Origin of the sequence: Paraburkholderia sp. UCT2, from assembly GCF_014397665.1 — a bacterium.
Taxonomy (GTDB): Bacteria; Pseudomonadota; Gammaproteobacteria; order Burkholderiales; family Burkholderiaceae; genus Paraburkholderia; species Paraburkholderia tuberum.
The window spans coordinates 134,349-152,371 of sequence record NZ_VZQO01000005.1; the positions used below are offsets into that span (position 1 = coordinate 134,349).

At 65.6% G+C, this 18,023-nt stretch carries 18 protein-coding genes, 1 other RNA gene and 1 riboswitch; of the genes, 11 read left to right on the plus strand and 8 right to left on the minus strand.

Annotation, left to right across the window (positions count from 1 at the left end; translation table 11 throughout):
- Positions 1-3: 3 nt before the first annotated feature.
- On the minus strand, positions 4-1,101 hold the full coding sequence (lptF, locus tag F6X39_RS06290; protein WP_187615987.1) for an LPS export ABC transporter permease LptF: 1,098 nt from the start codon (positions 1,099-1,101) through the stop codon (positions 4-6).
- Positions 1,102-1,240: 139 nt separating this feature from the next.
- Between lptF and F6X39_RS06295 the strand changes: the two genes are divergently transcribed.
- The 3 genes from F6X39_RS06295 to F6X39_RS06305 all read left to right on the plus strand — a co-directional run bounded on the left by F6X39_RS06295 (position 1,241) and on the right by F6X39_RS06305 (position 4,124).
- Positions 1,241-2,752, plus strand: a complete 1,512-nt coding sequence (locus tag F6X39_RS06295; RefSeq protein WP_187615988.1) for a leucyl aminopeptidase — start codon at positions 1,241-1,243, stop codon at positions 2,750-2,752.
- Between the two features lie 52 nt (positions 2,753-2,804).
- The gene (locus F6X39_RS06300) at positions 2,805-3,221 is read left to right on the plus strand and encodes a DNA polymerase III subunit chi (RefSeq protein ID WP_187615989.1); all 417 of its coding nucleotides are present in this window, start codon (positions 2,805-2,807) and stop codon (positions 3,219-3,221) included.
- An 84-nt stretch (positions 3,222-3,305) separates the two neighbouring features.
- Complete coding sequence (locus tag F6X39_RS06305; protein ID WP_187615990.1) at positions 3,306-4,124, plus strand: DUF2486 family protein; 819 nt, start codon at positions 3,306-3,308, stop codon at positions 4,122-4,124.
- A 24-nt stretch (positions 4,125-4,148) separates the two neighbouring features.
- On the opposite strand, the gene F6X39_RS06310 is transcribed toward F6X39_RS06305, so the two are convergent.
- Positions 4,149-4,487 (minus strand): c-type cytochrome, encoded by a 339-nt coding sequence (locus F6X39_RS06310; protein WP_184021035.1) that lies wholly within the window; start codon positions 4,485-4,487, stop codon positions 4,149-4,151.
- A 147-nt stretch (positions 4,488-4,634) separates the two neighbouring features.
- Entirely contained in the window at positions 4,635-6,308 is a 1,674-nt protein-coding gene (ilvD, locus tag F6X39_RS06315) for a dihydroxy-acid dehydratase (protein WP_018419686.1), read from the minus strand.
- A 156-nt stretch (positions 6,309-6,464) separates the two neighbouring features.
- Between ilvD and F6X39_RS06320 the strand changes: the two genes are divergently transcribed.
- Entirely contained in the window at positions 6,465-7,451 is a 987-nt protein-coding gene (locus tag F6X39_RS06320; protein ID WP_187615991.1) for a LysR family transcriptional regulator, read from the plus strand.
- Positions 7,452-7,511: 60 nt separating this feature from the next.
- Complete coding sequence (lgt, locus tag F6X39_RS06325; protein ID WP_187615992.1) at positions 7,512-8,417, plus strand: prolipoprotein diacylglyceryl transferase; 906 nt, start codon at positions 7,512-7,514, stop codon at positions 8,415-8,417.
- Positions 8,418-8,511: 94 nt separating this feature from the next.
- Here lgt and F6X39_RS06330 read toward each other — a convergent pair whose 3' ends face one another.
- The 5 genes from F6X39_RS06330 to F6X39_RS06350 all read right to left on the minus strand — a co-directional run bounded on the left by F6X39_RS06330 (position 8,512) and on the right by F6X39_RS06350 (position 11,000).
- On the minus strand, positions 8,512-9,237 hold the full coding sequence (locus F6X39_RS06330) for an SIMPL domain-containing protein (RefSeq protein WP_184065305.1): 726 nt from the start codon (positions 9,235-9,237) through the stop codon (positions 8,512-8,514).
- 244 nt (positions 9,238-9,481) lie between these two features.
- Complete coding sequence (locus F6X39_RS06335; RefSeq protein WP_176379185.1) at positions 9,482-9,940, minus strand: EVE domain-containing protein; 459 nt, start codon at positions 9,938-9,940, stop codon at positions 9,482-9,484.
- 141 nt (positions 9,941-10,081) lie between these two features.
- Positions 10,082-10,263, minus strand: a non-coding RNA gene (gene ssrS / locus F6X39_RS06340) — 6S RNA.
- Between the two features lie 66 nt (positions 10,264-10,329).
- Positions 10,330-10,644 carry a cell division protein ZapA gene (locus F6X39_RS06345; protein WP_184021048.1) on the minus strand — a complete coding sequence of 105 codons (315 nt, stop codon included), beginning with the start codon at positions 10,642-10,644 and terminating at the stop codon, positions 10,330-10,332.
- Complete coding sequence (locus tag F6X39_RS06350) at positions 10,641-11,000, minus strand: ATPase (protein WP_184007785.1); 360 nt, start codon at positions 10,998-11,000, stop codon at positions 10,641-10,643. Before F6X39_RS06350 ends, F6X39_RS06345 begins: the two co-directional genes overlap by 4 nt.
- A gap of 219 nt (positions 11,001-11,219) precedes the next feature.
- Positions 11,220-11,484: riboswitch (cobalamin riboswitch) on the plus strand.
- Between the two features lie 91 nt (positions 11,485-11,575).
- Here F6X39_RS06350 and F6X39_RS06355 point away from each other — a divergent pair.
- From F6X39_RS06355 to cobC, 6 genes are all read left to right on the plus strand, one after another.
- Positions 11,576-13,531, plus strand: a complete 1,956-nt coding sequence (locus F6X39_RS06355) for a TonB-dependent receptor domain-containing protein (RefSeq protein ID WP_187615993.1) — start codon at positions 11,576-11,578, stop codon at positions 13,529-13,531.
- A 39-nt stretch (positions 13,532-13,570) separates the two neighbouring features.
- On the plus strand, positions 13,571-14,635 hold the full coding sequence (locus tag F6X39_RS06360; RefSeq protein ID WP_184021054.1) for a FecCD family ABC transporter permease: 1,065 nt from the start codon (positions 13,571-13,573) through the stop codon (positions 14,633-14,635).
- A 29-nt stretch (positions 14,636-14,664) separates the two neighbouring features.
- Positions 14,665-15,474 (plus strand): ABC transporter ATP-binding protein, encoded by an 810-nt coding sequence (locus tag F6X39_RS06365; protein ID WP_410449881.1) that lies wholly within the window; start codon positions 14,665-14,667, stop codon positions 15,472-15,474.
- Positions 15,475-15,507: 33 nt separating this feature from the next.
- Positions 15,508-16,569, plus strand: coding sequence for a nicotinate-nucleotide--dimethylbenzimidazole phosphoribosyltransferase (gene cobT, locus F6X39_RS06370; protein ID WP_187615994.1), 1,062 nt, complete (start codon positions 15,508-15,510; stop codon positions 16,567-16,569).
- Between the two features lie 73 nt (positions 16,570-16,642).
- Positions 16,643-17,419 (plus strand): adenosylcobinamide-GDP ribazoletransferase, encoded by a 777-nt coding sequence (locus tag F6X39_RS06375; protein ID WP_187615995.1) that lies wholly within the window; start codon positions 16,643-16,645, stop codon positions 17,417-17,419.
- Complete coding sequence (gene cobC / locus F6X39_RS06380) at positions 17,404-17,994, plus strand: alpha-ribazole phosphatase (RefSeq protein WP_187615996.1); 591 nt, start codon at positions 17,404-17,406, stop codon at positions 17,992-17,994. The genes F6X39_RS06375 and cobC overlap by 16 nt, the downstream gene beginning before the upstream one ends.
- The last annotated feature ends 29 nt before the right edge of the window (positions 17,995-18,023 follow it).

Genomic DNA, 18,023 nt, shown 5'->3' on the forward strand with positions numbered 1-18,023 from the left:
CGCTCAGGCTCCCTGCGAACGGCTGAACATGGCGCGCGTAAATAGCGGCCGGTTGCGCACCCGCATCCAGAAGATGAACGCGACGATCCCGAGCACGATCACGTGCAGGATCACGAGCCCGACGCCGAACGACATCTTGCCCTGCTCGATCCACGCCTGCACGACGTTCAGCAGATTCGAATAAGTGAGGTAGATCAACACGGCCATCACGAGGTTGATCGTGCGGCTGCGCCGCGGGTTCTGGTGCGCGAGCGGAATGGCGAGCAGCATCAGGTTGATCGCGATCAACGGAAGACCCGCGCGCCACGCGAATTCGGCGAGGTTCTCTTTAGTGGGATTGCGCAGCAGCGTGAGCGTCGGCAAGCCGGTGGTGGTCGGCGTATTGACGACCGGCTGGCTCTGGATCTTCACGCCGTAGCGCTCGAACTCCATGATGCGGAAATCGGGGCGGCCCGGTTCGCCGTCGTAGCGGCGGCCGTTTTCCAGCACGACGAAGCGGTCGCCGTTCTTGTGCGTCTCGATGTGGCCGTTCTTCGACACCACGACGTTGACCTTGCCGCCCTCGGTGCTCGTCACGAACACGTTTTCCACATGCCCCTGGTCGGGCGATATCTTCTCGATGAAGAACACGCGATGCGTGGTCGGCGATTCGCGGAACTGCCCCGGCGCGAGCAGCGAGACTTCGTCGCGCTGCTGGAAGCGCGCGCGGATCAGCTTGCTCTGCTGGTTCGACCACGGCCAGCCGACGAACACGAAGAACATGATCAGGATGATGATCGGCGTGGCGAAAATGCCGATCGGCTTGATGAATTGCGTGAGACTGACGCCCGAGGACAGCCACACGACCATCTCGGAGTCCTTGTACCAGCGCGTGAGCACGAACAGGATCGACACGAACAGCGTCGCGACGAGCATGATGGCCAGATAGCCGATCACGGTGAGGCCGATCAGGACCAGCACGTCGCGCGGGTCGACCTCGCCCGAGGCCGCGAAGCCGACGATGCGGATCATCATCGTCGTCAGCACGAGCGTGAGGAGAACCATGAACACGGCGCCAGCCGTGTACGCGAGCTCGCGCTGGAGGGAGCGTTCAAAGATCATTGTTGATGACGAGAGGGGGCGCTCACGGCGACGCGGGGGTGTTCGTTCCCGTCACGCCTCCGGTGCAGCCGCCGCGGGAAAAATAGCGGATAATTGCGGCTTTCATCCTAAGCCCAGATTTTATCCGAGGACAAGCGCGATGGACTTTAGCATAAAAGCCTGTGATTGGACCAAAGGCTCGACGAACGGTTTCCTGACCGGGAAATCCGATTGCATCGTGATCGGTGTGTTCGAGTCGCAAACGCTGTCGGGCGCCGCGCTGGAGATCGACGCGGCCACCAAGGGCCTGCTCACGCGCGTCATCAAGGCGGGCGACATGGACGGCAAGGCGGGTACCACACTGTTCCTGCACGAGGTGTCGGGCATCGGCGCGTCGCGCGTGCTGCTCGTCGGGCTCGGCAAACAGGACGCTTTCAGTCAGAAAGCCTACGGCGAGGCGGTCCGCGCCGCATGGCGCGCGCTGCTCGGCACGAAGATCGTGCAGGTCACGTTCACGCTCGCACAACTGCCGGTGCTCGAACGCACGGCCGACTGGTGCGTGCGCGCCGCGATCCTCGCGCTGCGCGAGTTGACCTACCGCTTCACGCAACTGAAGAGCAAGCCGGACAACACGCCGCGCGCGTTGAAGCGCATCGTGTTCAGCGTCAACACCGGTGACGAGAAGGCCGCCAAGCTCGCCGCCAGGCAGGGCGCCGCGCTCGCCAACGGCATGGACCTGACGCGCGAGCTCGGCAATCTGCCGAGCAACGTCTGCACGCCGACCTATCTGGCGAACACCGCGAAGAAGCTCGCGAAAGACTGGAAGCTGAAGGTCGAGGTGCTCGGCGAGAAACAGTGTGAAGCGCTGAAGATGGGCTCGTTCCTGTCGGTCACCGCGGGCGCGATCGAGCCGGCGCAGTTCATCGTGCTGCAGTACCAGGGCGCCGCCGCGAAGGCCGCGCCGGTCGTGCTGGTCGGCAAGGGCGTCACGTTCGACACGGGCGGCATCTCGCTGAAGCCGGGCGAGGGCATGGACGAGATGAAATACGACATGTGCGGCGCGGGCTCGGTGCTCGGTACGCTGCGCGCGGTCGCCGAGATGGGCCTGAAGATCAACGTGGTCGGCATCATTCCGGCCGTCGAGAACATGCCGTCGGGCACGGCCACCAAGCCGGGCGACATCGTCACCAGCATGAAGGGCCTCACGATCGAGGTGCTGAACACCGACGCCGAGGGCCGCCTGATTCTGTGCGACGCGCTCACCTATGCGGAGCGCTTCAAGCCGGCCGCGGTCATCGACATCGCGACGCTGACGGGCGCCTGCATCATCGCGCTCGGCCATCACAACAGCGGCCTGTTCTCGAAGGACGACGCGCTCGCGGGCGAACTGCTCGACGCGTCGCGCGAAGCGGCCGACCCGGCATGGCGCCTGCCGCTCGACGACGAGTACCAGGACCAGCTGAAGTCGAACTTCGCGGACGTCGCGAATATCGGCGGGCGTCCGGCGGGCAGCGTGACGGCCGCGTGCTTCCTGTCGCGTTTCACGGATTCGTACCCGTGGGCGCATCTCGACGTCGCCGGCACCGCGTGGAAGAGCGGCACCGCGAAGGGCGCGACGGGCCGTCCGGTGCCGCTGCTCGCGCAGTTCCTGATCGACCGCGCCGGCCAATGACGCAGTGCGGTAAGCGCGCGCACGGCGCGCGGCAAGCGGGGCGGAGCGGCCGATGACGAGAATCGACTTTCACTCGAACGTCGGCGATTCGCTGCTGTACGCGTGTCGCCTCGTGCGCAAGGCGTATCTGGCGGGCCAGCCGCTCGTCGTGCTGGCCGAGCCCGCGCGCCTGCGCGCCTTCGACGAAATGCTGTGGACCTTCTCGCCGCTCGACTTCGTGCCGCACTGCATGGCGGGCGCGCCGCTTGCCGCCGATACGCCCGTCGTGCTGGCCACGAATCTCGACGACGTGCCGCATCATCAGGTGCTGCTCAATCTGGGCGCAACGGTGCCGGCGCAGTTCGCGCGCTTCGAAAGATTGCTCGAAGTGGTCGGTAACGCACACGAGGAACTCGCTGCGGGCCGTGAGCGCTATCGCTTCTATCGCGATCGCGGCTATGCTTTGAACAACTACAAGCAGGGCGGCTAGTTCGTTGCGCTGCGCGTCATGGCCGCGAGGAACGCGGCATGCGGACCGCCTGCCCTGGCTTCGACTCAAACACGGAGAGCGCACGTGTCCGATCCCCACGACAATTCGATTCCGGTCCTGAACGAGGTCCTCGTGCCGGGCCGCGCGCGCGAGACGCGCGAGGCGTCGACCGATGCCGCCGCGCCTGCATCCCAGCCGGGCGCCGAGCCCGCAAGCCCAGCCGTCGCGCAACCGGCGGCGGTGCCCGAGCCCGCTTCCCGCACGGAGCCCGCGTTCGTGCCACCGCCCGCGCATCGAGCCGACCCGACGCTGGCGCCCGAGCCGGTACTCGCGCCCCAACCGGTGCCCACGCCCGAGCAGCTGAGTTCGCCAGAGCCCGTGCTCGTGCCGGAGCCGATGCCGACGCGAGAAGCCCCGCATGCGGCGGAGCATGAGCCTCTCGCGCAGACCGAGCTTCATCAGCCGCACGTGGCTGATCACACGCACCCGAGAAAACACGCACGGCCGCATCACGGCATTCATGTGCGACATGGGCATGACGACTTGCATGAGGACGTGGAGGTGTCGCCCGGCGTGTTCGATCGTACCGAGCCCTTCATACCGCTCGAAGCCGGCGCGACCGTGCCGCCGGATATCGACCATGAAGGCGCGCACGAAGCCGCTCCCGCTCAGCCCACACTCGATGCCGACGCACTCGCCGCACGATTGCACGGACGCTTCCAGCGTTATCTGACGGGCGAGGGGCGCGGCATCATCGAGGCGCGCTGCCGTGATGCAGTGCAGCAGCACACCAGTCTGCTCGTGAGCCAGATCACGCGCGAGGTCGCGCAGACGCTCGAAGCCGAGATGACCGATTGGGTACGTGAAGCGGTGGAAGAAGAAATCGCGCGGCGCTCGCGTTGACGCCGCGGTGACCTGAGAGCGCCGTTATTTGAGCGTCAGCACCCAAGCCGCCAGCGTGGCCGCCTGATCGGGCGTCAGTTGCGTGTTCGCGGGCATCGGCACGGTTCCCCATACGCCGGTGCCGCCATCGAGGATCTTGCGCTTCAGATAGGAGGCGGCGTCGTTGCGTCCCGCATAGCGGGCTGCAACGTCGTGCAGCGCCGGCCCCATGAACGGGCGAGTGACCGAGTGGCAGCTCATGCAGTTCTTCTGCTGAGCGAGCGCGAGCCCGGCTGTTTCGGCTCGGGCTGCGGGACTGGCGGCGCTCAATGCGGCGGCGAGCGCAACAGTGGCTGCTACGGCCGCGTACGACATCGATTTCATTATGGTCTCCGCCAGTGCAGATGCCCGGCTCGTGGTGCACGCATTATAAGAGCAAAGGGGCGCACGGATTTTCGTGCGCCCCTTGCGTTTTTGCGTAACGTGGCGGCGGGTTATCCGCGTCGGGGCGGGCCACGCCGGCCGCGGTCATTACCCCGTCACCGCCCCTCGATTCGCCGGCTGCGCGAGCGCGAAATACTTGGCCATCACGCCGCGTGTGTAGCGCGGCTTCGGCGCCTGCCATGCGGCGCGGCGGCGCTGCAGCTCGGCATCGTCGATGTTCAGTTGCAGCAGCAGCTGGTGCGCGTCGATGGTGATCGAATCGCCTTCCTGCACGAGCGCGATCGTGCCGCCGACGAACGCCTCCGGCGCGACGTGCCCAACCACCATGCCCCAGGTGCCGCCCGAGAAGCGGCCGTCGGTGATGAGCCCGACCGATTCGCCGAGCCCCTTGCCGATGATCGCCGAGGTCGGCGCGAGCATTTCCGGCATGCCGGGGCCGCCCTTCGGGCCAAGATAGCGCAGCACGACGACGTCGCCGGCGACGATCTTGTCGGCGAGGATCGCTTCGAGCGCGCTCTGCTCGTCGTCGAATACGCGCGCCGGGCCCGTGATGACGGGGTTCTTGAGCCCGGTGATCTTGGCGACCGCGCCGTCTTCGGCCAGATTGCCCTTCAGGATCGCGAGATGGCCTTCAGCGTAGAGCGCCTTGTCGATCGGGAAGATCACCTGCTGATCGCTGCGCGGCTTGGCGGGTACGTCCTTCAACTCCTCGGCGATCGTTTTGCCGGTGATCGTCATGCAATCGCCGTGCAGAAGCCCGGCGTCGAGCAGGATCTTCAGCACCTGCGGAATGCCGCCCGCCTTGTGCAGATCGGTGGCGACGTACTGGCCCGACGGCTTCAGGTTGCAGATCACCGGCACTTTTTTGCGCATGCGCTCGAAGTCCTCGATCGTCCATTCGATCTCGGCCGCGTGCGCGATCGCCAGGTAGTGCAGCACCGCGTTGGTCGAGCCACCGGTCGCCATGATCAAGGCAACCGCGTTTTCGATCGACTGCTTCGTGATGATGTCGCGCGGCTTCAGATCCTTCTTGACGGCTTCGACGAGCACACGCGCCGATTCGGCGGCCGAGTCGACCTTCTCCTGGTCGGGATTCGCCATCGTCGACGAATACATGAGCGACATGCCGAGCGCCTCGAACGACGAGCTCATCGTATTGGCCGTGTACATGCCGCCGCACGAACCGGTCGACGGACACGCATTTTTCTCGATGCCCTCGAAATCCTCCTGCGACATGCGGCCCGCCGTGAATTCGCCGACCGCCTCGAACGACGACACGATCGTCAGATCGGTGCCTTTCCAGTTGCCCGGCCGGATCGTGCCGCCGTACACGTAGATGCCCGGCACGTTCATGCGCGCGAGGCCGATCATGCCGCCCGGCATGTTCTTGTCGCAGCCGCCGATCACGACCACGCCGTCCATCCATTGCCCTTGCACGCAGGTCTCGATGCAATCGGCGATCACCTCGCGCGACACGAGCGAGTACTTCATGCCCTCGGTGCCCATCGACATGCCGTCCGAGATCGTCGGCGTGCCGAAGGTCTGCGGGTTCGCGTCGGCGCGCCTGATCGCGGTGACGGCCGCGTCGGCGAGACGCTGCAGGCCGGCGTTGCACGGCGTAATCGTCGAGTGGCCGTTGGCGACGCCGATCATCGGTTTGTCGAAATCCTCCTTCTGGTAGCCGAGCGCGTAGTACATCGAGCGATTCGGTGAACGCGCGATGCCTTGCGTGATGTTCTTCGAACGACGGTTGTAGGCCATGGGGAGCTCCAGTCTGGCTGTTCTGATGAAAGCGCGCGGCGGCGTGCGCGCGCATCCGTTCAGTGTAGTTCCGCCAGACCGTGCAAACCGGCGGTTTTGCGTGACACGCGTCGTGTGTATTATTCGCGGTTGTTCAGGTCGTAAAATATATTAATCATGCTGCCGACGATCCCCGACCTGCGCCAGTTGCGCTATTTCGTCACCGTCGCCGAGGAAAAGCACTTCGGGCGCGCGGCCGCGCGTCTGTCGATGACGCAGCCGCCGCTGTCGCAGGCGATCCGCGCGCTCGAGCAGACGCTCGGCGTCGAGCTGTTCGCGCGCACCAAGCGCTCGGTCGAGTTGACGGCGGTCGGCGCCGATCTGTTGCCGGAGGTGCAGCGGCTGCTCGCGGCCGCGGAAGGGCTCAGGCCGCTCGCGCAGAGCCTCGCGCGCGGCGAGGCGGGCGTGCTGTCGCTCGCGTTCGTGTCGACTGCGGATTACGGCCTGCTGCCGCTGCTGCTGCGCGATTTCGGCGCGCGGCATCCGCGCGTGCGGCTCGAACTGACCGAGGCGACCAGCGACGTGCAGGTCGAGGAACTGGTGGCCGGGCGTATCGACGCGGGTCTGGTGATCGCGCCGCTGCCGTCGCGGCATGCGGCGCAGCTGTCGTGGCTGCCGATCGCGCGCGAGCCGCTCGTGATCGCGATGTCGACGGAGATGGCGCAAGGCTTGCGGGGCAGCGTGAACGCAAACGGCAAGGGCAGCGCCGCCGAAGACCCCGCCGCCGAATGGCTCGACATGCCCGTCAGCCTGCGCGATGTCGCCGACGCGCCGCTCGTGATCTTCCCAAGACGTCTCGCGCCAGGCTTTTATGACATCATTATGGATTGCTACGGCGTTGCGGGCCTCGCGCCACGGATCGGCCAGGAGGCGATCCAGATGCAGACCATCGTGAGTCTCGTGTCGGCCGGCATGGGCGTCGCGCTGGTGCCGCAATCGTTGCGTAACCTGCGGCGCACGGGCGTCGTGTACCGGCCGCTGTCCGAGTCGGTGCCCGCGATCGAGACGGGCCTCGTCTGGCGCAGCGACGAGGTCAGCCCGGTGCTGGCGGGCTTCATCGACATCGTGCGCGCGCATGCGGCGAGCGTCGCGTCGCGTGTCTAGATCCCGCTTCTGATTCCCTGTAAAAACTGCTTTCGAACCTGAACTGCCCATAACTACACGATGCTCATTCACCCCAATTTCGACCCTGTCGCCATCCATCTGGGGCCGCTCGCCGTGCGCTGGTATGGCTTGATGTACCTCGTCGCGTTCGTCGCGGCGATCGTCGTCGCCCGGCTGCGGCTGCGGCTGCCGTACGTCGCCGCGCAAGGCTGGACCGCGAAGGATATCGACGACATGCTGTTCTACGGCGTGCTAGGTACGATCCTCGGCGGCCGGCTCGGCTATGTGCTGTTCTACAAGGCGAGCTTTTATTTCGCGCATCCGCTCGACATCTTCAAGGTGTGGGAAGGCGGCATGTCGTTTCACGGCGGCTTTCTCGGCGTGACGCTCGCGATGATGCTGTTCGCTTATCAGCGCAAGCGCTCGTGGCTGCAAGTCACCGACTTCGTCGCGCCGATGGTGCCCACGGGCCTCGCGGCGGGGCGCCTCGGCAACTTCATCAACGGCGAGCTGTGGGGCCGCGTGACCGAGCCGTCCGCGCCGTGGGCGATGCTGTTTCCCGGCGCCGCGCCTGACGACGCCACATGGCTCGCCGCGCATCCGCAACTGGCCGCGCAATGGCATCTGAACGAAGTGTTCGCGCAATATCACATGCTGCCGCGACATCCGTCGGAGCTGTACGAGATTGCGCTCGAAGGCGTGGCGCTGTTCTTCGTGCTGATCTTTTTCTCGCGCAAACCGAAGCCGCTCGGCGCGATTTCCGCGATGTTCCTGATCGGCTACGGCCTGGCGCGCTTCACGGTCGAATTCGCGCGCGAGCCGGACGATTTCCTCGGCCTGCTCGCGATGGGGCTGTCGATGGGTCAATGGCTGTCGCTGCCCATGATTCTCGCGGGCATCGGCCTGATGGTGTGGGCGTATCGCCGTGGGCGTCGCGAGCCGGCGCAGGCGGTTGGCGCAAACTGAGCGGCGCTCGGCTAGCGTAGCGAGCGTTGCATGAAAAAACGCCACGGCATCGATGGATGCCGTGGCGTTTTCTGTTTGGGCTTGCGCTTGCGCGTCACTTCATCTGCACCGACCCCGACACGTTGACCGTCACCGTCGACGTGCCGCCTTCGAGCGACAGCGGCGCGCTCTTCGCGTCGGCGCCCATCGCGCGTGCGCTCATCATCATCATCGGACGCGGCATCACGCCGCTGTGATTGACGTTGACCTCGCGGATCGAATAGCCGCTAAAGCCGAACGCCTGCGAGGCCGCCGCGGCCTGCTCGCGAAAGGATTTGATCGCCTCGCCGCTGAGCCGCTGTTCGGCCGCGCGCTGCGCTTGCGGCGACAGCGAGAAACGCACGTTGCCAACCTGCATGATCGATGCCATCTGTCCGGCGAGCTTCGATGCCGCGGCAAAGTCGCGCGATTCGAGCACGACTTCCGTGCGGCCGCGCCACGTCGTGATGCGTCCGTCGCGGTCCGTCGACGGGAAGATCGAGAACGCGCCCGAGCGCGCGGTCACGCCGCTGACGCCGCGCGCTTTCTGCAATGCCGCGTCGGCGCGTTCGTTCAGCGTCGACGTCAGCGACGACGGCTCGCTCGCTTCCTGCTCGTAAAACAGCGTGATTTCGACTTCGTCCTGCGGGACTTCCGCGCTCGCCTGCGCATTCAGCGACAGCACGCCCGAAGGCTGCGGCATCATGGTTTGCGCTCGAGCGGGCGCAGGGTTCAGTGCGAGTGCCACAGGCGCGCCCAAGGCGAGCGCAAGTGCGAGGGACCGTGCGGTTTTTGTCGTCATGACTGGAATCCTTGTTTGAACAGGTTGTGCACGTTCGACGCGAGCGCCGGGTGTGGCGCGCGGTTTGACGGATGCGCTGGCGAATGCATCGGCTTGCCGTCGAGCGGCCGGTTCGAGCTCACGCTTTCGTCGACCGATTAGGCGCGTTTTACCGACGCTTGGTTCCCCAATTAGTGCTTCGCCGCCGCATCGGAAACGATGACCTGGATGCGATCACGACGAGTGCCACGTCGCGCGTTCGCCCTTAAACCAGCTGTTTGGTGATGAAGCGCCATTCGGCGTCGGTCACCGGCGTGATCGACAGGCGGTTGCCTTTGGCGAGCACACGCATGTCCTGCAATTCGGCATGCTCGCGCAGCGCGGCAAGCGGAATCAGCGCGATTTTCTTCTTGAACACGACGTCGACAAGCATCCATCGCGGCGTTTCCGGCGACGATTTCGCGTCGTAGTACGGACTCTTTTTATCGAACTGCGTCGGGTCCGGATACGCGGTCGACGAGACCTCCGCGATGCCCGCGATGCCGGGCTCCGGACAGCTCGAATGATAGAAGAGCACGCCGTCGCCGACCTGCATCACGTCGCGCATGAAGTTGCGCGCCTGATAGTTGCGTACGCCGGTCCACGGCAAGGTGCGATGAGGAGCGTTGGCGAGGTCGTCGATGCTTGCTTCGTCCGGTTCGGACTTCATCAGCCAGTAGCGCATGAATCGGAGTGAGCGTGTGAGATTGAACGAAGCGCAACAACAGCAGGCGCGTACGGAAAAGCCCCTGAAAAAGGCGCTCAAACGAAAAAACGACGACCAAAGAAAAACGGCATCGAACCGAAGTCCGATGCCGTTCCAGATAAGGTCCCCGCCTTAGCCGCTAGGCCGGCATCCTGAACCGAGGGTTCAGAATTGGTCGCAGTTAGCAACACTTCGGGTACATCAGACTGAGTGACGCGCACACCCGTGCTACAAATTTCCGCAACCGTGCACATGGCATTGGTTCAAGGAATGTATGACCTTGGCGAACCAGGCAGGGAAGCTAAACCGATGAAGCTACAACCCAAACCGTTCAACACGTGACCGATTCGAAACCGGCCCACTACTGCTTACTGCAAGCTGTACTGCTCGATCACAGTACCTAGCTGTTCGTTCATTTGCTGCATTGTACGCCGGATTTCTTCAGCAGGAAATGCTTCTCCGTGTCGCACGCTGCTTTGCAGCTTAAGCAGTTCCGATGCCAGCGACAGCGCAGCCATCACCGCGATGCGATCGGTGCCGCGCACGTTGCTGCCGCTGCGGATTTTCTGCATCTCGGCGTCGACGCGCGCGACCGCCTCGAGCAGCGCGCCTTCCGTTTCCGGCGAACAGGCGAGACGATAGGGTACTTCGAGAATCGATACTTCGATCTGCTTGGTGGTCATGCGCTTTCTCCGTGTCGGCTCACGTCGCTTTCCGCTTCCTCGTGTTCGGGCTGGGCGGACTCGAGCAGATCGAGCTGGTTATCCGGTTCGCTGCTCGCGCGTGCGCGCGGCAATTTTTCGAGAATCGCATTCAGGCGCACCTGAGCGTCGTCGATCTTGGCGGACAGCGCGTCGCGTTCCGCCTGCAGTGCGTCGCGCTCTTCGCGCAATTGCGCGAGTTCCGCATGCGTGGCTTGCACTTCGGCACGCGTTTGCGCGAGCTGCTCTTCGAGCGCGAGCCGCGCTTCGTTGTGGCGCTGGCTGATCGCAATCAGCTTGCCGATGTTCTGGGAGAGTGATTCGAGTTCGGTGAGCATGTGCTGCGTCCTCTAAAGACATCGCATTTTAGCGCGGAATATTACAGGTTCCGACAATTGTCTCGTTTCGAGACGTAACAGCATCGCTTCGTGCACGTTCGTTGGGTGTCGCGTCGTCGACCATAAGATAAAAACCGGCAATCCATCCGACAATAACCTGCATTCAACAGAACCGATTGCGCTCCGGTCGACCTTTCTTGACGCCCCGCGACGCCGCTCCTAAACTTCCCGCACTCTGGTGCCCGCGCGCGCTTTTCGGCGCGCGCAGTTAAACGGGAAGCAGGGCGCGCGCGGTGCCAAAACCGGATGCGCGAACCTGCGCTGCCCCCGCAACGGTAAGCGACCGCATGTGATGTGCTCATGCAGGTCGGTCCTGGTCGCAAGGTTGGAAGTTCAACGTGCGAGTGTGCCACTGCGCGTCACGCGTGGGAAGGCGGATCGATGTGTCGTAGCCCGGATACCGGCCAGAAAAGAGGGACGTCCCCCCCGCGAAAACGCTAAACAAGGGGGCGCCTCGTGACGCGTCGGCCTGCGGGGAAGCAGGCCGCGCACGCTATCCACAGGAATGTCATCCCATGCTGTCCCCCATCGCCCGCGCAACGCTGCTCGCGTTCGCGAGCCTGCCGCTCGTCGTGCATGCGCAAAGCGCCGAGCCTGCGTCCGCGTCTGCGACGCCGTATTCGTCTTCATCGTCCGCCACGGATGCTACCGCCGCAAACGCTGCAATCGCTGCAATCGCTGCCAATGCCGCCTCCACCGATGCGCCGGGCAACCTGCTGTCGCCGATCGTCGTGACCGCGCAACGCGGACCGCAAGCGTTGCGCGATGCGATCCCGCAGACCACGCGGTTCGATCAGCAGGACATCGCCGACACGACCGCGACCGATCTGCCCGGCCTGTTGCAACTCGCGCCAGGCGCGCAAATCTCGCGCACGGGTGGCCCCGGTTCGACCACGAGCCTCTTTCTGCGCGGCGCATCGTCGACGCAATCGCTGCTGCTGATCGACGGCGTGCGCGTCGATTCGGTGAGTCTCGGCTCAGCTCAACTCGCACAGATTCCGCTCGATCAGGTCGATCACGTCGAAGTGGTGAACGGCAACGTGTCGGCGTTGTATGGCTCGGGCGCGATCGGCGGCGTCGTGCAGGTGTTCACGAAAGACGGCGGCGATCATCCGCCGCGTTTCAATTTTTCGGTCGGCTACGGCAGCTATCGCACGCAGACGCAAACGGCCGGCGTGAACGGCGCGCTCGATCAGGACGGCCGCACGACTTTCAATATTTCGCTCGCGCGCACGAAGGACGACGGCTTTTCGTCGCTCAATCCGCTCGAGGCGCCGAACGCGAATCCGAACGCGAACGGCAATCTGAACGAGAGCATCAGCGCGTCGCTGCGTCACAAGTTCACCGACAGCTGGGACGCGGGCGTCAGCTACTTCCAGTCGAACAACGACAACAGCTACGACAATGCGTACGGCGAGCCCACCGATCTGAACAATCTCTATAGCAAGGTGCGTCAGGTGTCGGTATTCGCGAACGGCAAGCTGACCGACTGGTGGACCACCCACGTCACGCTCGCCGAGGGCGACGACCGCAGCGTGTCGAACACCAATGGCATCTACAACGGCCGCTTCGATACCGACAATCGCCAGTACACGTGGCAGAACGATTTCGCGCTCGCCGCGCACCAGAAGCTGCAATTCGGCTACGAGCATCTCGACCAGACGCTCGACTCCGACACGTTCGCCGCGCCCGACCGTCACGTCGATTCGGTCTTCGCGGGCTACAGCGCGCGCTTCGGCCGCAACCAGATTCAGGCCAACGTGCGACGCGACCAGTACTCCGATTTCGGTGGGGCGAACAGTTACTATCTCGGCTACGGATTCGACATCACGTCGCGCTGGAAGGTAACCGCAAGCTATTCGGATTCGTTCCGCGCGCCGAGCTTCGACGATCTGTACTATCCGATCAGCGGCAACCCGTCGATCCAGCCCGAGCGCAGTCATTCGGTCGAAGCCGGTTTGCAGTACGCGACCGATGCGCTCGGCGTGATGCGTCTGAACGCATTCCAGACGCGCTATACGAATCTGATCGACTACGTGCAGACGATCCCCGGCATCTACCTCGCGGAGAACGTCGGCCGTGCGAAGGTGCAGGGACTCGAGGGATCGTGGAGCGGTCATGTCGGCAAGACCGACGTGCGCGCAACGGTGACGCTGCAGAACCCGGTCGATCTCGACAACGGTACCGACCTCGTGCGGCGCGCGCGACGATTCGGGTCGTTCGCGGTGAACCGCAGCATCGGTGGATGGCGGGTCGGCGGCGAGTGGATCGTCAGCGGTCCGCGCACCGATAGCACGGGCAACCTCGGCGGTTATGGCATCGTGAATCTGTCGGCGCGCTACAACGTCACCAAAGCGTGGTACGTCAGTGCGCAAATCGACAATCTGTTCAACAAGGATTATGAAACGGCCTACTCGTATAACTCGCCGCGACGCGGTGCGTATGTCACGCTCGGCTGGCAGCAGCAGTGACGCGCGCGCCGGGGTGGCCGCATGCGTGAGCGCACGCGGATGAGTCGCGCGTCCGCTTCGCTGCGCGCCGCGATGGCGACGCCGCGCCCGATGAACGCGAAACGCGCGGCCGCGATCTGGCTCGGGCTCGCGCTTGCCGCCGTGGCGGTGCTCGGCGCGTCGCTGGTGCTCGGCAGCGTGCCGCTCGCGCCGTCGCGCGTGCTTGCGGCGCTCGTGCCGACGCACACGTTCGGCGGCACGGGCAGCGACGATCTCGCCGGCGAAATCGTGCGTACGTTGCGATTGCCGCGCGCGCTCGCGGGCTTCGCGTGCGGCGCGTTGCTCGCGCTCGCCGGCGCGCTGCTGCAGGTGCTGCTGCGCAATCCGCTGGCCGAGCCATACGTGCTCGGCGTGTCGGGCGGCGCGGCGACGTTCGCGCTCGTCGCGATGATCGCGGGCGGCGCATGGTGGATCGTCGATGCAAGCGCGTTCGCGGGTGCGTTCGTGTCGATCCTGCTGGTGCTCGGCCTCGCGCGTCGCGAGCTATGGCGCGGCGAGCCGCAGGACACGTCGCCCCGTTTGCTATTGACCGGCGCGGTGATTGCGGCCGGGTGGGGCGCGCTGATCACGCTGCTGCTCAATCTCGCGCCCGACAGCCGTCTGCGCGGCATGCTGTTCTGGCTCACCGGCGACCTCAACGGCGGCGCGCTGCCGTGGACCGCGCTGATGGCGCTCGCGCTCGTGTTGCTTGCGATCGTGCCGGCCGCGCCGCGTCTGAACGTGTTGCTGCGCGGCGACGCGGCCGCGCAGGCGTTGGGCGTCGCCGTGATGCCGCTGCGTTTGCGTGTGTACCTGGTCGCGTCGCTGGCGGCGGCCGCGGCGGTGACGACCGCGGGCACGATCGGCTTCGTCGGTCTCGTCGTGCCGCACATGCTACGGCTCGCGTTCGGCAACGATCAGCGCATGCTGCTGCCGGCGGCCGCGCTCGGCGGCGGTGTCGCGGTGATGGGCGCGGATCTGATCGCGCGGACCGTGATCGCGCCCGCGCAATTGCCGGTCGGCGTGATCACGTCGCTGGTCGGCGTACCGGTGTTCCTGTGGATGCTGCTCAAACGCCGCCGATGATACGAGCCGAACCCAGCCCCACCTGTTCGATGCTGAGCACGCAGCGCCTGACGTTGCGCGCCGGCGCGCGCACCTTGCTCGACGCGTTCACGCACACGTTCCATGCGGGCGAAATCTGGTGCATCGCCGGGCCGAACGGCGCGGGCAAGACCACCTTGCTAGCGACGCTGGCGGGGCTGTTGCATCCGGCGGCGGGCCATGTCGAACTCGATGGCGTGCGCGTGGCCGACTGGCAGCCGCTGCCGCTCGCACGGCGCCGCGCGCTGATGCCGCAAAGCGCGGCCGATGCGTTCAACGCAAGCGTGCTCGACATCGTGCTGCTGAACCGCTTCCCGCATCTGGGCGGCTGGGGCTGGGAGCGCGACGAGGATCGCGCGGCCGCGCGGGCGGCGCTCGAACGGCTCGGCCTTGCCGACTTTGCGACGCGCGACGTGCTGTCGCTATCGGGCGGCGAGCGTCAGCGCGTTGCCCTCGCGGCGGTGCTGTGCCAGGACGCGCCGCTGTTGCTGCTCGACGAACCGTTGTCGCATCTCGACCTGCATCATCAGGTCGACTGTCTCGAAGCGCTCGTCGCATGGACGCGCGAACCGCGCCGTAGTGTGCTGTTCTCGTGCCACGACCTGAACCTCGCGCGCCGCTTCGCGACGCACGCGTTGCTGCTCGACGGCACGGGCGGCGCGTATGCGGGCCCAGTGCGCGACGTGCTGACGCCCGCGTTGACGAGCCGCGCGTTCGGCTATCCGCTGATTCTGATTCGCGACGGCGAGCACGAGGCGCTGATACCCGCGCCGCGCGCGCGTCACGAATCGCCTGCCGGCCATGACGCACAGTCAGGCTGATATTCATTCCTATCCCTTGTTTCGATCACACCTATGACTCGCATCCCACACCCAGCCGGTTTGCCCGAAGTCGCGCCGCTCGATCAGACGCTGCGCGCCGAGCTGCAGCGGATCATCGATACGCGCACCAAACCGCCCGGCAGCCTTGGCCGGCTCGAAACGCTCGCGCGCCAGATGGGCCTGATCCAGCGCAGTACGCGTCCCACCGTGCAGCGTGCCGCGATGATCGTTTTCGCGGGCGACCACGGCATCGCCGCCGAAGGCGTGAGCCCCTATCCGCAAGCGGTGACCGCGCAGATGGTCGCGAACTTCATCGCGGGCGGCGCGGCGATCAACGCGCTCAGTCGCGTCGCGGGTCTCGAACTCGAAGTGGTCAACGCGGGCATCGCGACGCCGCTGCCGTCCACGGACCGACTCGTCGACATTCCGGTCGGGCCCGGCACGCGCAACTTCGCACACGAAGCCGCGATGACGCATGCCGAAGCGCTCGCGGCGATGCAGGCGGGCGCCGCGCGCGTGCGTCATCACGCGGCGCTCGGCACGAACGTGATCGGCTTCGGCGAGATGGGCATCGCGAACACGTCGGCGGCCGCGTGTCTGATGAGCCGCCTGTGCGGTGTGCCGATCGACGACTGCGTCGGCCGCGGCACGGGTCTCGACAATGCCGGACTCGCGAACAAGCGCAACGTGCTCGCGGCGGCGCTCGCGCGCCATGCGGATGCACGCGCGCCGCTCGACGTGCTAGCGACCTTCGGCGGCTTCGAAATCGCGATGATGGCGGGTGCGTATCTGGCGGCCGCCGAGGCGCGCATGACCATCCTCGTCGATGGCTTCATCGCGACGTCCGCGCTACTGGTCGCCGATGCGTTCTCGCCCGACGTGCGCGAGTACTGCGTGTTCGCGCATGCGTCGAACGAGGCCGGGCATCGGCGCATGCTCGATCATTTCGGCGCGCAGCCGCTGCTGTCGCTCGACATGCGGCTCGGCGAAGGCACGGGCGCCGCGCTCGCGGTGCCGTTGCTGCGCGCGGCGGTGGCCTTCGTCAACGAGATGGCCAGCTTCGATTCGGCGGGCGTCGCCGATCGCGAACCGTGAAGCGCACGAGCACGCGCTTCGCGATAACGCGAAGCTCGGCCCGCAGCGCCGTGAACCTGCACTCGCCACGTTCATGAACCCGCTCGCGGAACTGCGCTATTTCTTCACGGCGCTCGGTTACTTCACGCGCGTGCCCGTGCCGCGCTGGGTCGGTTTCGAGCCACATTATCTGAACGCCGCGGCGCGCTATTTTCCGCTCGTCGGCGTGTTGGTCGGCGGCTTCAGCGCGCTCGTCTATCTGGCCGCGCTGCGCGTGTTTCCGGCGAGTGTCGCGGTGCTGCTGTCGATGGCCGCGTCGCTCGTGGTCACGGGCGCATTTCACGAGGACGGTCTCGCCGATTGCATCGATGCGTTCGGTGGCGCCTATACGCGCGACGATGCGCTGCGCATCATGCACGACTCGCGCATCGGTGCTTTCGGCGCCATCGCGCTCGTGATCGCCCTGGCGATCAAGTGGCAAACGCTCGCGGCATTGCCACCGCTGCGTGCCGCAAGCCTGATGCTTGCGGCGCATGGCGCGAGCCGCGCGTGCGCGATCAGTTACCTGGCCACGCTCGACTATGTGCGCGCGGCCGGCAAAGCCAAGCCGGTCGCGCAGCGTTTGAGCGGGCCGGCGCTGCTGTGCGCCGCGCTGTTCGGGCTGCCCTGGCTGCTGTGGCCGAACGGCCCCGGCATGCCCGACTGGCGTTTTGCCGCGCTCACGTGTGCTGTGCTGTTCGCGCTGCGCTTTGCGATGGGCCGTTATTTCGTCAGACGCATCGGCGGCTATACCGGCGACTGCCTCGGCTTCGCGCAGCAGATCTTCGAATTGAGCATCTACCTGGTGGGGCTTGCATGGATATCGTCCTGATTCGACATCCCGCTGTCGCGCTCGAGGCGGGGATTTGTTACGGCCATAGTGATGTCGCGTTGGCGGAAAGCGCCGAGGTCACGTCCAATGCGTTGGCGGTGAAGCTCGCGAGCTTGCAGGTGCCGGCGCCGCGTGTGCTGATCACGAGTCCGCTTACGCGCTGCGCCGCGCTAGCGACCGAGATCGCGAACGACTTCGGCTGCGTGGTCAGCCACGACGAGCGCTTGAAGGAAATGGATTTCGGCGAGTGGGAAGCGCAGCGCTGGGATACGATCGATCGCGCGCTGCTCGACGACTGGGCCGCCAATTTCGAACATGCGCGCGCGCACGGCGGGGAGAGCGTCGCGCAATTCGTCGCGCGTGTGCGAGCGTGGTTCGATGCGTTCGCGCTGACGCGCGAGCTGTCGCCCGCATACGTGGTCACGCACGCGGGCGTGATGCGCGCGATCGCGTCGTGGGTGCTGGAGGTGCCGCTCGCGCATTGCGTGCAGTGGTCGCTAGATATGACGGGGATCGTCTGGTTGCGACGTAACGACGAGACGCTGCAGTGGTCGCTCGTGCGATGGAATGCGTGACCCGCGTGGTCATCCGGAAAACCGATCTT

Bases quoted from the DNA above. Each gene is read 5' to 3' on its own strand.
- F6X39_RS06355 (WP_187615993.1), top strand. From the start codon at position 11,576: ATGCTGTCCCCCATCGCCCGCGCAACGCTGCTCGCGTTCGCGAGCCTG.
- F6X39_RS06320 (WP_187615991.1), top strand. From the start codon at position 6,465: ATGCTGCCGACGATCCCCGACCTGCGCCAGTTGCGCTATTTCGTCACC.
- F6X39_RS06375 (WP_187615995.1), top strand. From the start codon at position 16,643: ATGAACCCGCTCGCGGAACTGCGCTATTTCTTCACGGCGCTCGGTTAC.
- F6X39_RS06345 (WP_184021048.1), bottom strand. From the start codon at position 10,644: ATGACCACCAAGCAGATCGAAGTATCGATTCTCGAAGTACCCTATCGT.
- F6X39_RS06330 (WP_184065305.1), bottom strand. From the start codon at position 9,237: ATGACGACAAAAACCGCACGGTCCCTCGCACTTGCGCTCGCCTTGGGC.
- F6X39_RS06300 (WP_187615989.1), top strand. From the start codon at position 2,805: ATGACGAGAATCGACTTTCACTCGAACGTCGGCGATTCGCTGCTGTAC.
- F6X39_RS06350 (WP_184007785.1), bottom strand. From the start codon at position 11,000: ATGCTCACCGAACTCGAATCACTCTCCCAGAACATCGGCAAGCTGATT.
- F6X39_RS06360 (WP_184021054.1), top strand. From the start codon at position 13,571: ATGAGTCGCGCGTCCGCTTCGCTGCGCGCCGCGATGGCGACGCCGCGC.
- ilvD (WP_018419686.1), bottom strand. From the start codon at position 6,308: ATGGCCTACAACCGTCGTTCGAAGAACATCACGCAAGGCATCGCGCGT.
- F6X39_RS06335 (WP_176379185.1), bottom strand. From the start codon at position 9,940: ATGCGCTACTGGCTGATGAAGTCCGAACCGGACGAAGCAAGCATCGAC.
- cobT (WP_187615994.1), top strand. From the start codon at position 15,508: ATGACTCGCATCCCACACCCAGCCGGTTTGCCCGAAGTCGCGCCGCTC.
- F6X39_RS06310 (WP_184021035.1), bottom strand. From the start codon at position 4,487: ATGAAATCGATGTCGTACGCGGCCGTAGCAGCCACTGTTGCGCTCGCC.
- lgt (WP_187615992.1), top strand. From the start codon at position 7,512: ATGCTCATTCACCCCAATTTCGACCCTGTCGCCATCCATCTGGGGCCG.
- F6X39_RS06295 (WP_187615988.1), top strand. From the start codon at position 1,241: ATGGACTTTAGCATAAAAGCCTGTGATTGGACCAAAGGCTCGACGAAC.
- cobC (WP_187615996.1), top strand. From the start codon at position 17,404: ATGGATATCGTCCTGATTCGACATCCCGCTGTCGCGCTCGAGGCGGGG.
- lptF (WP_187615987.1), bottom strand. From the start codon at position 1,101: ATGATCTTTGAACGCTCCCTCCAGCGCGAGCTCGCGTACACGGCTGGC.
- F6X39_RS06365 (WP_410449881.1), top strand. From the start codon at position 14,665: ATGCTGAGCACGCAGCGCCTGACGTTGCGCGCCGGCGCGCGCACCTTG.